Here is a 14,923-nt window from a genome sequence, read left to right on the forward strand (position 1 = left end):
CGCTGCTCCTCCATGTCCCGGGCGAGCGGCCGAAGCCCCTGAGGCCGGCAAGGGATCAGTCGGTGGACAGGGCCTGGAGCAGGTCACCCACCTTCGGGTCGGGCAGGGAACGGGCGACGTCGGCCTGGGCGACCATGCCGACCAGGTCGTGCCCGTCGATCACCGGCAGGCGGCGCACCTTGTGCTCGGCCATCGTGCGCAGGACCTCCTGCACGTCGTCGTCGGCTCCGATGGTGACGGCCTCACCCTGAGCCAGTTCCCCGGCCTGACACGTCGCGGGGTCCTTGCCCGCGCCCAGCACCTTCACCACGATGTCCCGGTCGGTCAGCATGCCCTTGAGCCTGTTGTCGGTACCGCAGATCGGCAGCGCGCCGACCCCGAGGTCCTTCATCTTGCGGGCCGCGTCCAGCACCGTCTCCTCGGCGCCGATGCACTCGGCTCCGCTGGTCATGATGTCTCGCGCCTTGGTCATGGCATCCCCTTCTCTGGCTGTGCCGCCCGCCCTCACGTGTCGATGCGCCGAGGGGGCGGCTCCGTGGATGATGTGGTCTGGGTTCCCCGACGCCGTGCTCGGTAACGGACTCCGTCTCCGCCCCGGTACCGGGTCTCCGGGAAAGGAAGGCAGCGACTCGCCCGGCGCGCCGACGGTCCGGCTCTTCCGGACGGGGCTTGGCTCAGGGCCCGCCGGATACCCGGCGGGCATGACTGACACACGACCGTTCCCGCTCAGTGACCAGGAACGGTGACACCGCACTGAACCTGCGCCTCCTCGGCCACTCGGCACTGGCCGTGCGGGGGCCCGAAGCGGTCCCGTCCTTCTACGGCGAACGGCACGCCCGGCGCCACGGCGCCCTCCCCGGCCCGGTCCCGAGCACGCTCTTCGACGATGCGGCGGGCCACACGCTCGACGGCGATGCCCACCGGTCCCGCAAGTCCTTCTTCCTGTCCCTGCGGGAGAACGACGCGGTCGCGGGCTCGGCGAAGCACCTCACCGCCGCCACCGTGACGCCTCCGGCACCGGGCTGACGCCTCAGACAGCCCCGCGGTGGAACTGCTCCACGCATCCGGCTCACGGTGGCGCTCTGCCGGTTCGTCGCCTTCGCCGTGCACGCGCCGCACCGCCGGGCCGAGAACGGGCGGCGGTGCGGCGGTGCGGCGCCGCGTTCGCCACCGCCTTCGCCCGCGAGGCCCGCACCCGGCGAGGCCGGAGGGTCCCGGCATGCGGGTCGGGCGCTTTGCACGTTTGGTACCAGAATCTTCTGGCTACCCGCGTCGACGCGCGGGACGAATGAGGAGATCCGCCGGACCGAACAGAGGGAGAGGTGGAAGCGCGATGCCGAATCCGCAACAGCCGGAGATGCGGCGCAGCGGCGAAGGCGCGAGCACACCGCAGGACGGTCGGGAGCTCAAGGCGTCGCAGGAGTCCCGGGCGGGGCCCCGGCTCACGGCACGGACCGTGACGACAAGGGTGGCGGCGAGGGCGGTGGCACGCCTCCCGCACGGCGCCCTGACCAACCGGAGCAAAGAGACGACGCCGGAGGGCGACCGGTGATCGCCGCCGCATGCCGCCGCATGACGGGAACGGGCCGCCGTAGACCAGAACGGCCGATGAACCCTCGAGTCGAGCCGACGAGAAGGACCCACCGAGCGGGGGACCGGTGGTGCGAGCGAGCACACTGCAGGTGAAGCCCGGAGAAAGCCGATCTGTGGCCGGAGGGCGTGCGGGAACGACGCGCCGCGGCGCTCGCGGCCTCACGACGGGTCGGTTCCCATGTCCCGGCAGTCGGTGAGTCCGGAGCGCCTGCCGGTGCTCGAACCGGGCGTAACCGATCATTCCGGAAGAAACGTGAGAATGCCCACGGCGCTGACCACTCTGCACACTCTCGATGAGGTCGCCGACAAAGTCCGTCGGCAGAATCATCTTTACGTTCGCTGGTCACTCGGTCCGGAGAAGGACCTGCGCGGTACGTCCAGCCGTGACGAGCTCACCGGGGTACTCCTGCCCGGGCTGTCTGCCAACTCGCTGGACGTCGAGTCCTGGTGGCAGGACCGGCCGGTACGGATCTGGGTCGCCCGTCGCCTCTACGACTACTGCCACCTGCCCCGCCATCGAGGCAACGGTGTGAGGCCCTGGCTACTGCGGGGCCAGGAGAGCGGGCGCGGGCCCGACAACGAACCGTTGGTGGATCATGTGGAGCCACTGGCCTGGATCGCCGCGGCGGTCATCGAGGAGGCGGTGGGAGTGATCGAGGAGCAGCCCGGTCCCTGGGGCCCGATGGAACGTATGGGGCAGGCTCCGCGGTCGGACGGAGACACCCCCGGGGCGCGTTGACCTGCTCGGCGACGGCGGTCAGTTCGATGTGGGTGCGCGGGGGAGCCGTCCCTGGGCGTTGCGGAACCGTCACACGGGACTCCGCCCGGCGATGCTGCTCGCCGGGTCGTCGAGCAGGGCGATGCGGGCGGTGATGCGTTTGCCGACGGACTCGCGCTGGACCGCGAGACTCTGTACGACGGCCCTGACGATCTCCAGCCCGTGCTGCCCCACTCGTCCGGCATCGGTGGGCCGGGCCGCCGGCAGTACCGGCTCGGAGTCCCACACCACCACCTCCACCATGTCGCCTGCGATGCGCAGGTGCATCAGCGCCGGGCCCGGTGCGTACTTGCGTGCGTTGGTGACCAGCTCGCTGACCACCAGCTGTGTCAGGTCCAGGGCGCGCTGCGAGACGCGCAGGCCGCGCTCGGCCTGTACCCGGGTGAGGAAGCCCGCGGCGCGGTGGCGGGCCCGGGCGATGGACGTGCCATCCCCGTCCAGGGCCACTGTGGTCTGCAGGGCCGACCGGTCCAGCGCGGCTCCGTCCTCGGCCCCAGGTACAGGTTCCATACAACCGCCTTCGCTTCCCGGCTCACACCCCCGCGTGTACCCGGGCTCGCCCCGGTACACGCCCTGCGCCCCGGTACACGCCCCGCGCCCCTCGCCGGCTCCCTTCCCCCTCGCCGGAGCATCGCCCTGGCCGTGCGGGGAAGCACTTCGGGCGGAAGGCCTGGTGTGCACGTATCACCGGCATGGCTGAGGAACCAGGGCCGGACGGCGAACAGGCCGGACAGCCCGGCGGCCTGTCAATCGTGACCACCGCCCTCAACGGTATCCGCGTGTTCCACCCGACCGGGGAGGCCGACCACCACACCTGCGAAGAACCGGAGCTCCACGCGATCGGGGTCAGCACACGCCACGAGCCCGGGAAGACCGTGAAACGAGTGGCACCCTCACCGGACATGTCCGCCCGAAAGAGCGGCGAGGTGGGGCATCAAGTTCGGTCCTCGCGGATGCTGAGCAGGTCACCGGGCCGGCAGTTCAGTTCGCGGCAGATCGCGGTGAGGGTGGAGAAGCGGATCGCCTTCGCCCGGCCGTTCTTCAGGACGGAGAGGTTGACCACCGTCACCCCGACCCTGGCCGCCAGCTCGGACAGGGTCATGCCGCGGTCGGCCAGCAGCCGGTCCAGGTGGACTTGAACCCGGTGTTCCTCCGCCGGCGGCATCAGACCAGCCCCTCGGTGTCGGCGCGTAGCTTCGTACCGCGCCGGAAGACCTCACTCAGGGCCAGGATGAGGAAGGCGAGCAGGACGTACGCGCCGGAGAAGGTGGCTGAGAAGGGGATCCGGTCGGCCATGGGGGTGCCGCTCACCAGCGCCTGTGTGGTGAGCGCAGACAGTACGGGGGAGAGGACGGCCTGCACCAGCACCGTGAGTCCTATGACGCTCAGGCGTCGGGCGTTCTTCGGCGCGAAGACGTCGCCGCCGCGCAGGGTCCTGGCCATCTGCAGGAGGAGGACCAGGATGAGGAGCAGGAGCAGGCTGCCGATGAGCTCCGGCAGGGCGAGCAGCAGGCGCTGACCCGGGTCGGGATCGGCGAAGGCGAGGTCGGCCTGGTGAGTGCCGGTGAGAGTCATGCCGTGGCCCGCCGCCCCGTCGGTCACGGTGCCTGGCACCTGGGTCGTGGTCGCGGCCTCGACCTCGCGGGTGTCCACCGGGTCGACGAGGCCGACCGCTCCGAGGGCCGGGACAAGCACCCCGAAGAAGCCGACCAGCAGAGTGGCCAGAGCCAGAGCTGCCCCCAGCATTCGATCGTCGGTCCGGCTCCACCAGGACTTCGCACCCATGCTTCCCCCTGCCATCCGCAACGCACTTATCGACTATCGATACTATCGATAGTCGATAGGTTTGTTGTCAAACTCACGAGTCTGCTTCCCGAGGCGGAGCGGGCGATCGCCGAGGTCGCATCGTCCCGTACTGCGGGCACGAAGTCCGCTGAGCTCTCCTGGCCCGGTGGCGAGGCGGCCTGCGCTCGCGGTGGTCGCCTGCGGTCGCCATGGTCGCTGTGCTTCCGTGTCGTACGGCGACGGCTCCGGAGGCCTTGGCTCGTTCGTTGTCCGCCCAGGGCGCAGCCATGCGCGGGAGACCGGTGCTCCGACCTGGTCGCGAAGAGGCCGGACCTCGGCAGGCGGGCATCGTCGGAGCAGCGCACCGGCGGATTTATCCGGAAATGTTTGCCATAGAGGGCGGGAAGGAGCCAGAGTCGGAGGGGGACAGGAGGCGACCGTGACCGTCCTCGCGATGTTTCTTCTCGTCATCGGGACACTCTTGATCCTGCTCGGGACGGTGCTGGTCGTCGTCGGGACACTCTTGATCCTGCTCGGGGCGGCGTTGGTCGTCGTCGGGGCAATCGTGATTCTCATGGGGATCGCCCCGCTCGCCATTGTGGCCTTCCTGCTGATCCGGAGGGCGCTGAGGCGCCCACAGTAGAAATGGCAAGGCCGAGGCGGGTGTCTGTGCGTTCGGGCCGGGCGGTGGCCGCGGTGGGGATTTTGGAGGTGGGCATGGTGGGCACATGGTCCGCGATCCTGCCTCGCGTCCACGGATCCCCGCACTCACCACCGCGGCACTGAACCGGGCGGAGGGGACGTAACGAGCATGGGGCCCTCGTGACCATGAGCGTGTTCCCGGTGGTGCGCGCTCTGGGCGTGCTCCTCATCCACCTGCTCAACTCGATCCACCTGCTCAACTCGCAGCGCGATGAACACATCGCCGCCTTCCGCTACGGCCGCTCCCGGTCGGCTGTCCCGGGATCGGTGCCACCGGTTCCGCGGAAGGCACGCGGTCGGGCCGGAGCGAGCGGCATCGGTGCCCGCCGTGACCCTCGCGACGGGGAACACGGCCGGCTCGCTCGCCCGCGTGCGTGGCCACGGCCATGGCCCTACGGGCCGTACGGGACGACAACCACCTTTCGGCCGAACGGATTCTGGCCGTCACCGGCGTCACGCCCATCGGCCGGACGGGCGTACCGACCGACGCTCCACCGGCCGCCCCGACGTCCCGCCGGCGGCGGGCGCGGCTCGAGCGGCGACCGCCCCCGGTTCGTCAGATCCCCTGCCCCTGCCGCGTCCCCGTGCCGGCCGGGCGGCCGGCGGCGGAGCCGGGGAACAGGTCCGATCGGTGACTTTCCATATCCATATGGTTGCTAAGAGTGGCGATGCTGCGGGGTGGCCCATAACGTTGGGATCATGAGGAAATACCAGGCCACAGGCCTTAGTTGCGCCATCGCGCCCCTTGTCGTCGGCATGGGCGCCCTCGCTCCGGTCGCCTCCGCCCACAGCGGACCCGAGCAAGTGGTCCGTCCGGACCAGTCCATCCAGAAGGCCGTCGACGCGGCCAGACCCGGAGCCACCATCGTCCTGACGCGGGGCACCTACCGCGGAAGTGTCACGATCACCAAGCGGCTGACCCTCCGGGGCGCGGGCGAGCAGACCGTGATCGTGCCCGGAAAGGACAAGGAGGCACAGAGTGCGTGCGCCAAGGCCGGGGACGGCATCTGTGTCACCGGCACGGACGAAAACCCCGTCACCGGGGTGCGGATCCAGTCGCTGACCGTCAAAGGGTTCAAGAAGAGCGGTGTCTTGGCCACGCGTACCGACCGGCTGGAGGTCCACCGGGTGACCGCCCGGGACAACGGCCAGTGGGGCATCGCGCAGGATCGCTCCACCCGCGCCTCGTTCCGCCTCAACACCGCAAGCGGCAACGGCGACGCCGGGCTGTACACCGCCAACGTGTTCGAGGCCGACGCGGAGAGCAAGACCTTTGACACCCGTGGCACGGTGATCAGTGACAACCGCCTGACGGGCAACCGGATCGGTATGACCACCCGTCGGCTCAGGAACCTCACCGCCGAGCGCAATGTCATCACCGGGAACTGCGCGGGTGCCTTCGTCGTGCTGCCGCGCACGGTGAACGACCTGACCGTCCGCCACAACATGGTCTACGAGAACAACGCATACTGCCCCGCCACCGCGCGCCTGCCCCACCTCCAGGGGGTCGGCATCGTCCTCGTCGGTGCGGAGAAAGTACTGGTGACGCAGAACGTGGTCCGCGGCAACGTGGGTGACTCGCCGTATTCCGGCGGGATCGTCGTGTTCGGCAGCATGGACGGCATCCCCAACGATCGGAACGTTGTCCGCGCCAACCTCGTGCTGGGCAACCTCCCGGCGGACCTGGCCACCCGCGACGACAAGGGGAAGGACAACAAGTTCGTCCACAACGTCTGCCAGATCTCCGTCCCGGCCGGCGCATGCTGACCGGCCGGGTCGCGGCGGCCCGGGGCAGCCGTCTCCGGGGGACACGGGCCATCGCCGACCGGCTCGGTGCCATGGTCCGGGACGGTGGGGGAGCGGCGTCGGGCTCCTCCGGAGGGAGCGCCGAGCGGACGTAGCGGCACGCGTGTGGCACGGCGTCCGGAACGACGAAGGGCCGGCCCGGGAGGAAACCCCTCCTGAGCCTGCCCTTTTCTGTGCCCCCGGCCGCAGTGCCCCCGGCAGGATTCGAACCTGCGACACCCGCGTGGGGAGTTTTCCCCGAGCGGTGCTGTGACCTGCAAAATCGCTGTCTGCCGGTGTCTGGCCCGGGGAACACCCCTCCGGGGTCCTCACATGTTCACAAGGCTTCCCGGCCGCATGTGTGCCGTATGCGTTCCGACTGTCAAGGAGAACGACGGGACCGCGCAGGACGGGGACGGCACCCGCCGACGAGAGTGAGGGCGCCCGACATCGTGGTCGTCACCAGCGGGTGCCTGGGGACGCCGGCTCCACGAAAGACTCTGCGGGCCGGTCGGAAAGGCGCACCACGCACAGGACGGCTCTCCGGTCCCGAGCGAATCGCCGGGTGACCGACGGGACGCTGACACCCGTGGCCGTGACCGGCGTGGTCACCCAGGTGGATGACCACCGTACGGACTCCGGGTACTGCGACCGCACCACAGCGGTTCGCCGGCGCCACGCGTGCCCTGGTGAAATCGATGGCGTCGTCGCTCTCGATATCCGGGGCGGAGCCCTGCACGTCGTGCCACCAAGGCGTCGAGCGTCCCGGTTCCCCCGGTCGCCGAAGGCTCCATGACCAGCGGACAGTTTGACCTCGCCTGATGCGGACACGCGAGGTGAGTCGTTGTCGGTCCGGCAGCGTCGACTGTTCTGGCCTGGAAGTCCGAAAGCGAAGGGAGCAGCCATGTCGGAGGGGGAAGCAACGGACCGTACGCCGCCCGAGCGCCTGGCGATGCCGCAGGAGGAGGCGGAGATCTCTCCGCCCTACCGCTTCCAGCGCCAGCAACGTCCGGGGCTGGAGGCCGATATGGAGGTACGTCCGAGGTATCTGGCGCCGAACTACCGCGGATCGGGGAAGCTCGACGGCAAGGTCGCCCTGATCACGGGAGGCGACTCGGGGATCGGCCGCTCGGTGGCCGTCCTCTACGCCCGGGAGGGGGCCGACGTGGCCATCGTCTACCTTCCGGAGGAAGAGCGTGACGCCGCCGAGACGCAAGAAGCGGTGGAAAAGGAGGGGCGCACTTGCCTGCTGCTGCCGGGCGATCTGTGCGATCCGTCCTTCTGCACCGACGTCATCGAGCGGACGGTGGCGGAACTGGGCGGTCTCAACGTCCTGGTGAGCAACGCCGCATACCTCAACAGTCAGAATGACCTGTCGGAGCTGACCGCCGAGGACTTCGACCGTGTCTTCAAGACGAACGCCTACGCCTACTTCCATCTGGTGATGGCGGCCCTGCCGCATCTCTCCCATGGAGACGCCGTGATCGCCACAGCCTCCGAGGAAGCCCTCAAGGGCAGCGAGATGATGATGGACTACGCGGCCTCGAAGGCCGCCGTGGTCGTCTTCACCAAGTCCATCGCCTCTCACCTGGCCCAGCGCGGTATCCGTGCCAACGTCGTCTCGCCCGGACCCACATGGACCGTGCTCAATCTGGCGGGCCAGCGCTTCCCCGACGACTACCTGACGAATCTGGGCAGTTCGGCCCCGATGGGGCGGGTGGCTCAGCCGGAAGAAGTGGCTCCCGCCTACGTCCATCTGGCATCCGACGCGGACTCCAGCTTCACGGTCGGCGAGGTGATAGCTGTCACTGGCGGGCTGACCGACACCCGTTGAGGCCTTCGGACCACAGTTGACCGGTTCCCTCGCCTCCTGGGGCCCGATTCCTGCCCGGTGTCGCGCACCGTGCCCGATGCACGGGCTTGTGGGCGCCTGATACACAGGCTGACGTCCGCCACTCTTGGACGACCCTGACGTCGTCCACGGGTTCTGTGTGGCGCCCCGCTCTTCTCGAAGAAGCCGGCTTCGCACCGTAGGAGTGTGGCGAGAGGCCGCGAACATCGCACAACCGCTTCACCTTGTGGGCGTTCCGGCGCTCGTCGACGAAACAGCAAGCGGATCGCCGTGTCGTCTCCGCGCAAAACAGGCGGCGGCTTTCCGGAGGATCTCGTTGTCCTCCTTCAGCCGGGCGTTCTCCCGCCGCGGGCGCTTGGGTTCTTCCTTCTCGTCAGGGGGCGTGTCGGCGCCATTCCCGCCGTCCGCCGTATGGGCCCGTGCCCTGTCCTCGCGGAACCACTTGCGCAGGGTCTCCAGACGAATGCCCGGACTGCGGGCGATGCCGGTGAGGGAACGGTCCGTCGGGGAGCGCACCAGGTCCACCGCGTCCCGCTTGGACTCTTCGGGGCGGTTCTTCCGCTCTGCAGCCTTGGATCACTTCCCCTGGACGGCCTGGCACATCCAGCGTCCAGGTGTCGGAATTTCGGGGGCGCTCCACTGTGGCTGCGGCACCACTGATGCGGACACCCCGGGCCGAATCTAGACTGGCGAAGGCAGGAAGAGTCCCGACCAGGGAGATGTGCGCCATGGCCAAGCGAGCCAACAAACGACGCGGCCGTAAGAAGAAGAAGGCCAACCACGGCAAGCGTCCCAACGCCTGAGCCGACCGAGCGCGCCGCCGAGGACAATCACGCTGGAAGCGCCCCGGCAGGATCAATCCCCGCATACGGCTCGAAGGCCCCATGCGGGGAAGGCCGCATGCGGGGCCGACGTTTCAGCAGGTCAATCGACTGCGCTGCCTGCAGGAAGGCCAAGTACGCCTCTCGGCGCTCGGTTCTGAGCGTGTTGCGGTGCGTGGCTTTCCCTGGTCGTCGGCCTGCCTCCGAGCTGCCGAGAAGGTCAAGCCCGCCTTCCCCATGGTCCCAAGCACGCCGACACTCGCTCCGAGTACGGCCGATATGCCTTGATCCATACGGTCATCGCGCCTCGAACACGTCGCCGTCCGTGGCAGATCGGCAGGAGGCTGGGACGGCCCGGACCCTGAGCCGGGCGGTCACTGGTTCGGAAGATCGCGTGTGCGGCTCCCTGCTGACCTGACGAGTGCTCGCGCTGGGAGAGAATGCGACTGGACTCGTGATTCACCGTGGTTCCCCGCGGCCTCCTGCCTGAACGGGCACGCAGCGGGCACGGCACACTCGGGCGGTCCGGTAGTGGTGAGTGGTTTCGTCAAGGAGAAACGCGACCAAGGGCTGGCCCAAGCGCTGGTGGACGACGGTTCTCGGGGCCATGGGGCTGACCGGCATCGTGACCTACGACGTCTGGTGGGTGGTGAGGATCCTTGCGGAGCCGGCAGTGGACTGGTGGGACCTTCTCGGGCCGTGCCTGGGGGAACCTGGTTCGCGCTCCTGGCGGCTCAAGCTGCTCGCCGAGCGATCGCCCTCTACGAAGTGGCACGCCCCGTAGGCGGTGAGACGCAGGCTGGCCACTGAATCTGTGGCACGACTGCACGGACCTCGACCACGCGGTCGGCGGAGTCTCCATGCCCTGGTCAAGCGCCGTGGCTTATCTGCTGAGAGCTTCCGCGAGAGCCATGAAGACGCCCACGCCGAAGACAGCGAGTGCAACGAGACCGAGGGTCAGCAGCGAGCAGCAGGAAGCGATCGCCACCATGACCCACGCCCGCCCTGCGGCCTGGTGGTATTCGGTGTCGTCGTCCCAGTCCTGATCGACCATGTCGCCCCCTCGCCGTACACCGTACAGAGCGGTCGGTGGAGCGGCTTCGAGCGGGAGCACCGTTCCCGAAGCGGAGCCCGAGCCCCACAGCACGGAGAAGCCCGGCCCGGAGTCCGTGCCGGATGACACTGATCCTTGGGGGAGATACTCGGGAGTCCGACTCCCCGCCCGCTCACGCACACGGCCCCGGACGAGCAGCCCGAGGCCGACCAGAGCGCTTCTCTGGGGAAGGAACCCCAGGTCAGAACGGTGATGTGTGGTGCCCCCGGCAGGATTCGAACCTGCGACACCCGCTTGAGGAGTTTTCCTCGGTCAAGGCCCTGACCTGGGCAGACGTTGCCTTGAGTGCGTCCGGCCCGGGAAAACACGCTTCAGTGGTTCTCGCGTGTTCGCAGGGTTTCCCGTCCTCATGTGTGCCGAATCCGTTCCGGTCGGCCACCGGATTGAGGGTGGAGCCCTGAATCCGGACGGATGCCCGCTCCGGTGGCAAAGCTGTGAGCGGGTGGGTGGGAGCCCGTAGCCCGGGGCCAGTCCCTCGCGTGCCGACGGGCGTGCGTGATCCATGCCGATGGGTCGGTCGTTCGACGACTCACCGGCGGGGCAGGAGCAGGTGGCCCGGTTCGGCCGGTCGGGCGAGGTGCCCTCGCAGCACGAGTCGGGGCGGTTTTCCTTCCTCGATGACGCCGACCGCGTGCTGGCCGGGCGGCACCGTGAGGAGCACAACCGCCTGGACCTCAACCTTCAGCTCGCCAACGGTGCTGTCAACCGAGGTTCGCCCGATGCCGGAAGCGAACCGTACCCGCCGTCGTTACCAGCGCGGTGATCCTCAGCCGCCTGAGCTTCGGACAGGACAGTGGGACGAGCCGCCCCATCGCCTACGCGTGCCAGTAGCTGCGGCGGAGCAGTACCGCCAGGGGAACGATCTCGATACGGCCGAGGAGCATGAGAGCGGTGAGGACCGCCTTCGACAGGTGCCCGAGCGGCGCGTAGGAACCAAACGGGCCAACCTCGCCGAACGCCGGGCCGACGTTACCGAGGCAGGCCGCGGCGGCGCCGAGTGCGGTGAACGCACCGGTGCCGGGCGTGCTCGCTTCGGCGTCGAGGGCGAGGCCGAGCGTTCCGAGCGCGAGGGCAAGCATGTAGAGGAGAGCGAACACGAGCACCGAGCGGAGCATGGGGTTGTCGACCACCCGGCCGCTCACCCGCACCGGGAGAACAGCGTCGGGGTGAACGGCCTGTTCCAGCTCGTGGCGGGCGAAGCGAAAGAGGATGAGATGGCGAACGACCTTGATCGAGCCACTGGCTGACCCGGCGCAGGCCCCGACGAACATCAGCGCCAGTAAGGTGAGCGTCGCGAGTGGTCCCCAACTCGACCAGTCCAGTGTCGCAAAACCGGTGGTGGTCATCACCGAGACCGTCTGGAAAGCCGCGTGCCGGACGCCGCCGAGCCCGTCCACCGTGTCGTCGGCGGCCAGCTCGACAGCCAGGACGGACGTGCTCACGGCCAGCAGGACCAGATACAGGCGCAGTTCCTCGTCGCGAGACACGGCCCGGATCTGACGCAGCGCAGCGAGGCGGTACAACCGCAGCAGGTTCACCCCGGCCACCACCATCAGCACGCACAGCACCCACTGCGTCACCGGCGCGAGGCCCCGAGCCGAGTCTGCCTCCGGGGCGAACCCACCGAGGGCCACGGCGGACGTCGCGTAGGAGAACGCGTGGAAGAGATCCATCCGCGGGTCCAGCCCGGCCCACCCCAGGGAGGCCAGGACCAGGACGCCGATCACCGTCACCGCGAGGTAGACCTTCCAGAGCCGTCGGGCGGTCCCACGGATGGTCGCGCCGAGCGACTCCACCTCGACCGGCCCCGGTAGTTCGGAGCGCAGGAGCTCGCGTCCGCCGATGCGCAGACGCGGCAGTACCGCGAGCGCCAGCACGATGATTCCCAGACCGCCCAGCCAGTGGGTGAGCTGTCGCCAGAACAGCATGTCGAGTCCGAGCGCGTTCACGTCGGTCAAGACAGTCGCGCCGGTGGCGGTGAATCCCGACATCGCCTCGAAGTAAGCATTGACCGGGTGATCGAGCTGCGGGACGTGGCCGAGCACGAATGGCAGCGCACCGAACGCGGGCACAAGCAGCCAGACGGCGACGACGACGAGAAATCCCTCCCGGATGCCCAGCGGGGGCCGCTTGCCCATCAGACGCTTGAGCGCCAGGCCCGTCACGGCCACGGTAAGTCCGGTGATGAGGAAGGGCCATGGGGGCTCGCCGGTTGAAAGCGCGACGACTGCCGGCGCAACGAACGCGACCGCGAACCACGCGAGCAGAGCACCGACGACGCCCAGCACGGTCCGCACGTCGACGCCGATCCGTCTGCGCGGGCGCCACCGTCGCTGACGCGGCGACGAGCACGACGGCGTCACAGGTCGTGCTCGATCGCGGGGACGCGTCCGGGTTCGGTGAGGACGATCGCGCGGTCCCCGGGCCGCAGTTCGCCCTCCCCGTCGGGGAAGAAGACGGTGCCGTCGCGAACGATCGCGCCCACGCCGGCTCCGGGAAGCGCGTCGACCGGACAATGTGCGAACCGACTGTCGGGCCGGACGGTGATGTCGAGCACCTCGAAGCGGTCGTCCTCCAGCATCGCCATCTGGTGCGTGCGCTCGTCGAACGTGAAGCGGGCCATCTTCTCGGCGGTTTCGTCACCCGGGTCGATCGTCACGTCGACGCCGGCGGCTTCGAAGACTTCGGCGGCAGCGGGGTCGTCGAGGACCGTCAGCGTGAGTCCGACCCCGTGGACCTTTGCGAGCACCGCCGCGTGCAGGTTGCGCGAGTCGTCTCCGCCGGCGAACACCGCCGCTCCCGCCGCACCGATGTGCTCACGGCGCAGGAACACCGGGTCGAGGCCCGTCGCGTGGAACACCCGTGCCCGGTCGAGTCCGTCCGCGGCCGCGCGCGCTCGTGCCGCATCCGGCTCGATCAGCCGCACAGAGATCCCTTTGTCGAGCAGCACTCGAGCAATAGCCGTCCCCATGCGCCCGGCGCCGAAGAGCGCGACGTCATCGACGGGATCGGCCCCGGTGACCAGCCGGCTCCACGTGCGCGCTGCCGCAAGTGACGCCATCACGATCACCCAATCGCCAGGCCGCACCACCTCATGCGCGGTCGGTCTGACCCAGTTCCCGTCGCGCACGATGGCGACCACCCGCAACGCCGCGGGCAGGCCCGCATCACGCAGGAGGCGGCCGGCGAACCACGGCGGCTTCGCCTCGCGGATGTCGACGCCGAGCACGACCACCTCGCCGCCGGCGAAGAAGTCCACGTGCCGTGCGCCCGGCACGTGAAGAACGCGCGCGACGGCGCTCGCCGTCTCGAACGCCGTCGAGACGAGGAGGTCCACATCAAGATCGCCCGCACGCCAGGCTGCCAGGTAGTCCATTCCGGTGGCACGCACGACCGTCCGCGCCGACGACAGCCGGCGGGCGAGCATGGCGGTCACCAGGTTGACCTCGTCCCGCGACGTGCATGCCAGGACGAGCTCGGCGTCAGCTGCACCGGCTTCGAGGAGCGTCTCGCGCCAGGTGCCACTACCGCGCGTGATCCGCACGTCGTAGGCGTGCGACACGGCCTCCAGGCGCGCCTCGTCGATGTCGATCACCGTGCACTCGTGCGTCTCGGCGAGCGACTTGACCACGGTGTGACCGACCTGGCCCGCACCCACCACGATGACCCGCATGCCAGCATCGTGGCACGCACGGATGCCGACCGCCGCCGCAGTGTCAGCAACGAATCCCTCAAGGCCGACCACGAGCACACCGGACCGCGCCCGGCCACGCCACACCCGCCGACCGTGGTGCGGAGACGGCCGAGGTGCCCCGGCTTACGCGGATGAGAGTCAAGTCGGACGAAGGCTGCTTTTCGGGAGGCCGTCAAGCCTCACTGAGTAAGCGCCGGAGCTTCAGCAAGCGTCACAGCCGCCTCTGAAGGTGCCTCTGCCACATCCATGGCATCGGCCCCTGACCAGCCAACGCGTGGTCGGCGAGTCGAACCTGGCCGCAGCCCCTCCCCTGGCTGCACTCGCCCACGGGGGATGGCTGTACTGCTGCCAGGTGAGGGAGCGGGCCCGCCGATGAGAGGACCCGACCCTGGTGGTGCCGGACACGCAGAGTGTCCACGTGGCCGCCGGGGTCCCCGCCGCCACGACCGGCCTCGACGCCGCGGAGCGGGTGCCGGGCCGCAACCGCGGACTGGCCGTGGACGTCCTCGGCCTGGTCATCGCCGTCACCGTGCCGGCCGCGAACACGCACGGCAAGGCTCTGGAAAGGTCCCTAGTCCACGGTGACTTTACTGGTCGCTGGGCGCCCTCCGGGATAGGGAGGGGCTCGCACATGATCCCGCGGCGGAAGGAGGGGACCGTGCTGAGGTTCGCGGCGCACCGGCAACGGATCGGTCCCGCCCGGCACACCGGACCGACGGGCCGGACCCGTGGCGGCCCTCTCCGCACGGCAGGAGAGACGAGGTGTCGCCGATGAGGGTCATCGCCCGAGGAGGCCTGC

16 protein-coding genes and 2 pseudogenes are annotated in these 14,923 nt (G+C 69.3%); 10 read left to right on the forward strand and 8 right to left on the reverse strand.

Annotated elements, in window-relative coordinates; genetic code table 11:
* Positions 1-55: 55 nt before the first annotated feature.
* Positions 56-472 carry a CBS domain-containing protein gene (locus WJ438_RS23360; RefSeq protein WP_406726967.1) on the reverse strand — a complete coding sequence of 139 codons (417 nt, stop codon included), beginning with the start codon at positions 470-472 and terminating at the stop codon, positions 56-58.
* Positions 473-729: 257 nt separating this feature from the next.
* Here WJ438_RS23360 and WJ438_RS23365 point away from each other — a divergent pair, with 257 nt between their 5' ends.
* From WJ438_RS23365 to WJ438_RS23375, 3 genes are all read left to right on the forward strand, one after another.
* Complete coding sequence (locus WJ438_RS23365; protein ID WP_406726968.1) at positions 730-1,026, forward strand: hypothetical protein; 297 nt, start codon at positions 730-732, stop codon at positions 1,024-1,026.
* Between the two features lie 307 nt (positions 1,027-1,333).
* On the forward strand, positions 1,334-1,552 hold the full coding sequence (locus WJ438_RS23370; RefSeq protein ID WP_406726969.1) for a hypothetical protein: 219 nt from the start codon (positions 1,334-1,336) through the stop codon (positions 1,550-1,552).
* Between the two features lie 300 nt (positions 1,553-1,852).
* Positions 1,853-2,332 (forward strand): DUF6098 family protein, encoded by a 480-nt coding sequence (locus WJ438_RS23375; protein WP_406726970.1) that lies wholly within the window; start codon positions 1,853-1,855, stop codon positions 2,330-2,332.
* 69 nt (positions 2,333-2,401) lie between these two features.
* Here WJ438_RS23375 and WJ438_RS23380 read toward each other — a convergent pair whose 3' ends face one another.
* From WJ438_RS23380 to WJ438_RS23390, 3 genes are all read right to left on the reverse strand, one after another.
* Positions 2,402-2,881, reverse strand: a complete 480-nt coding sequence (locus WJ438_RS23380; protein WP_406726971.1) for an ATP-binding protein — start codon at positions 2,879-2,881, stop codon at positions 2,402-2,404.
* 424 nt (positions 2,882-3,305) lie between these two features.
* Complete coding sequence (locus tag WJ438_RS23385; protein ID WP_406726972.1) at positions 3,306-3,536, reverse strand: helix-turn-helix domain-containing protein; 231 nt, start codon at positions 3,534-3,536, stop codon at positions 3,306-3,308.
* Positions 3,536-4,156 carry a DUF2975 domain-containing protein gene (locus tag WJ438_RS23390; protein ID WP_406726973.1) on the reverse strand — a complete coding sequence of 207 codons (621 nt, stop codon included), beginning with the start codon at positions 4,154-4,156 and terminating at the stop codon, positions 3,536-3,538. The genes WJ438_RS23385 and WJ438_RS23390 overlap by 1 nt, the downstream gene beginning before the upstream one ends.
* Positions 4,157-4,595: 439 nt before the next feature.
* On the opposite strand from WJ438_RS23390, the gene WJ438_RS23395 reads away from it, so the two are divergent.
* The 3 genes from WJ438_RS23395 (at position 4,596) to WJ438_RS23405 (ending at position 8,477) form a co-directional block, all read left to right on the forward strand.
* Positions 4,596-4,799: a hypothetical protein gene (locus WJ438_RS23395; protein WP_406726974.1), complete on the forward strand. Its 204-nt coding sequence runs from the start codon at positions 4,596-4,598 to the stop codon at positions 4,797-4,799.
* A gap of 758 nt (positions 4,800-5,557) precedes the next feature.
* Entirely contained in the window at positions 5,558-6,625 is a 1,068-nt protein-coding gene (locus WJ438_RS23400) for a nitrous oxide reductase family maturation protein NosD (protein ID WP_406726975.1), read from the forward strand.
* A gap of 970 nt (positions 6,626-7,595) precedes the next feature.
* Positions 7,596-8,477, forward strand: a complete 882-nt coding sequence (locus tag WJ438_RS23405) for an SDR family oxidoreductase (protein ID WP_406729784.1) — start codon at positions 7,596-7,598, stop codon at positions 8,475-8,477.
* Positions 8,478-8,714: 237 nt separating this feature from the next.
* On the opposite strand, the pseudogene WJ438_RS23410 reads toward WJ438_RS23405, so the two are convergent.
* Positions 8,715-9,032 (reverse strand): annotated as a pseudogene (locus tag WJ438_RS23410) (transposase); the annotation flags it as partial.
* Positions 9,033-9,223: 191 nt separating this feature from the next.
* Here WJ438_RS23410 and WJ438_RS23415 point away from each other — a divergent pair.
* Both WJ438_RS23415 and WJ438_RS23420 read left to right on the forward strand, forming a co-directional pair.
* Positions 9,224-9,298: a 50S ribosomal protein bL37 gene (locus WJ438_RS23415; RefSeq protein WP_109381338.1), complete on the forward strand. Its 75-nt coding sequence runs from the start codon at positions 9,224-9,226 to the stop codon at positions 9,296-9,298.
* 625 nt (positions 9,299-9,923) lie between these two features.
* Entirely contained in the window at positions 9,924-10,100 is a 177-nt protein-coding gene (locus WJ438_RS23420; RefSeq protein WP_406726976.1) for a hypothetical protein, read from the forward strand.
* 99 nt (positions 10,101-10,199) lie between these two features.
* Here the strand turns inward: WJ438_RS23420 and WJ438_RS23425 are convergent, their stop codons facing one another.
* Complete coding sequence (locus WJ438_RS23425) at positions 10,200-10,370, reverse strand: hypothetical protein (RefSeq protein WP_406726977.1); 171 nt, start codon at positions 10,368-10,370, stop codon at positions 10,200-10,202.
* Positions 10,371-10,938: 568 nt separating this feature from the next.
* Between WJ438_RS23425 and WJ438_RS23430 the strand changes: the two genes are divergently transcribed.
* On the forward strand, positions 10,939-11,193 hold the full coding sequence (locus WJ438_RS23430) for a hypothetical protein (RefSeq protein ID WP_406726978.1): 255 nt from the start codon (positions 10,939-10,941) through the stop codon (positions 11,191-11,193).
* A 52-nt stretch (positions 11,194-11,245) separates the two neighbouring features.
* On the opposite strand, the gene WJ438_RS23435 is transcribed toward WJ438_RS23430, so the two are convergent.
* Positions 11,246-12,727 (reverse strand): TrkH family potassium uptake protein, encoded by a 1,482-nt coding sequence (locus tag WJ438_RS23435; RefSeq protein WP_406726979.1) that lies wholly within the window; start codon positions 12,725-12,727, stop codon positions 11,246-11,248.
* Between the two features lie 62 nt (positions 12,728-12,789).
* The gene (gene trkA, locus WJ438_RS23440; protein ID WP_406726980.1) at positions 12,790-14,103 is read right to left on the reverse strand and encodes a Trk system potassium transporter TrkA; all 1,314 of its coding nucleotides are present in this window, start codon (positions 14,101-14,103) and stop codon (positions 12,790-12,792) included.
* 367 nt (positions 14,104-14,470) lie between these two features.
* Between trkA and WJ438_RS23445 the strand changes: the two are divergent.
* Positions 14,471-14,674, forward strand: a pseudogene (locus tag WJ438_RS23445) (IS5/IS1182 family transposase); the annotation flags it as partial.
* Positions 14,675-14,923 lie beyond the last annotated feature (249 nt).

The sequence above is a fragment of the Streptomyces sp. GD-15H genome (assembly GCF_045291515.1).
Lineage (GTDB): Bacteria > Actinomycetota > Actinomycetes > Streptomycetales > Streptomycetaceae > Streptomyces.

Excerpts from the sequence above, each read along its gene's own strand:
- WJ438_RS23360 (WP_406726967.1), bottom strand. The coding sequence starts at position 472 with ATGACCAAGGCGCGAGACATCATGACCAGCGGAGCCGAGTGCATCGGC.
- WJ438_RS23370 (WP_406726969.1), top strand. The coding sequence starts at position 1,334 with ATGCCGAATCCGCAACAGCCGGAGATGCGGCGCAGCGGCGAAGGCGCG.
- WJ438_RS23375 (WP_406726970.1), top strand. The coding sequence starts at position 1,853 with ATGCCCACGGCGCTGACCACTCTGCACACTCTCGATGAGGTCGCCGAC.
- WJ438_RS23380 (WP_406726971.1), bottom strand. The coding sequence starts at position 2,881 with ATGGAACCTGTACCTGGGGCCGAGGACGGAGCCGCGCTGGACCGGTCG.
- WJ438_RS23385 (WP_406726972.1), bottom strand. The coding sequence starts at position 3,536 with ATGCCGCCGGCGGAGGAACACCGGGTTCAAGTCCACCTGGACCGGCTG.
- WJ438_RS23390 (WP_406726973.1), bottom strand. The coding sequence starts at position 4,156 with ATGGGTGCGAAGTCCTGGTGGAGCCGGACCGACGATCGAATGCTGGGG.
- WJ438_RS23400 (WP_406726975.1), top strand. The coding sequence starts at position 5,558 with ATGAGGAAATACCAGGCCACAGGCCTTAGTTGCGCCATCGCGCCCCTT.
- WJ438_RS23405 (WP_406729784.1), top strand. The coding sequence starts at position 7,596 with ATGCCGCAGGAGGAGGCGGAGATCTCTCCGCCCTACCGCTTCCAGCGC.
- WJ438_RS23420 (WP_406726976.1), top strand. The coding sequence starts at position 9,924 with ATGGGGCTGACCGGCATCGTGACCTACGACGTCTGGTGGGTGGTGAGG.
- WJ438_RS23425 (WP_406726977.1), bottom strand. The coding sequence starts at position 10,370 with ATGGTCGATCAGGACTGGGACGACGACACCGAATACCACCAGGCCGCA.
- WJ438_RS23430 (WP_406726978.1), top strand. The coding sequence starts at position 10,939 with ATGGGTCGGTCGTTCGACGACTCACCGGCGGGGCAGGAGCAGGTGGCC.
- trkA (WP_406726980.1), bottom strand. The coding sequence starts at position 14,103 with ATGCGGGTCATCGTGGTGGGTGCGGGCCAGGTCGGTCACACCGTGGTC.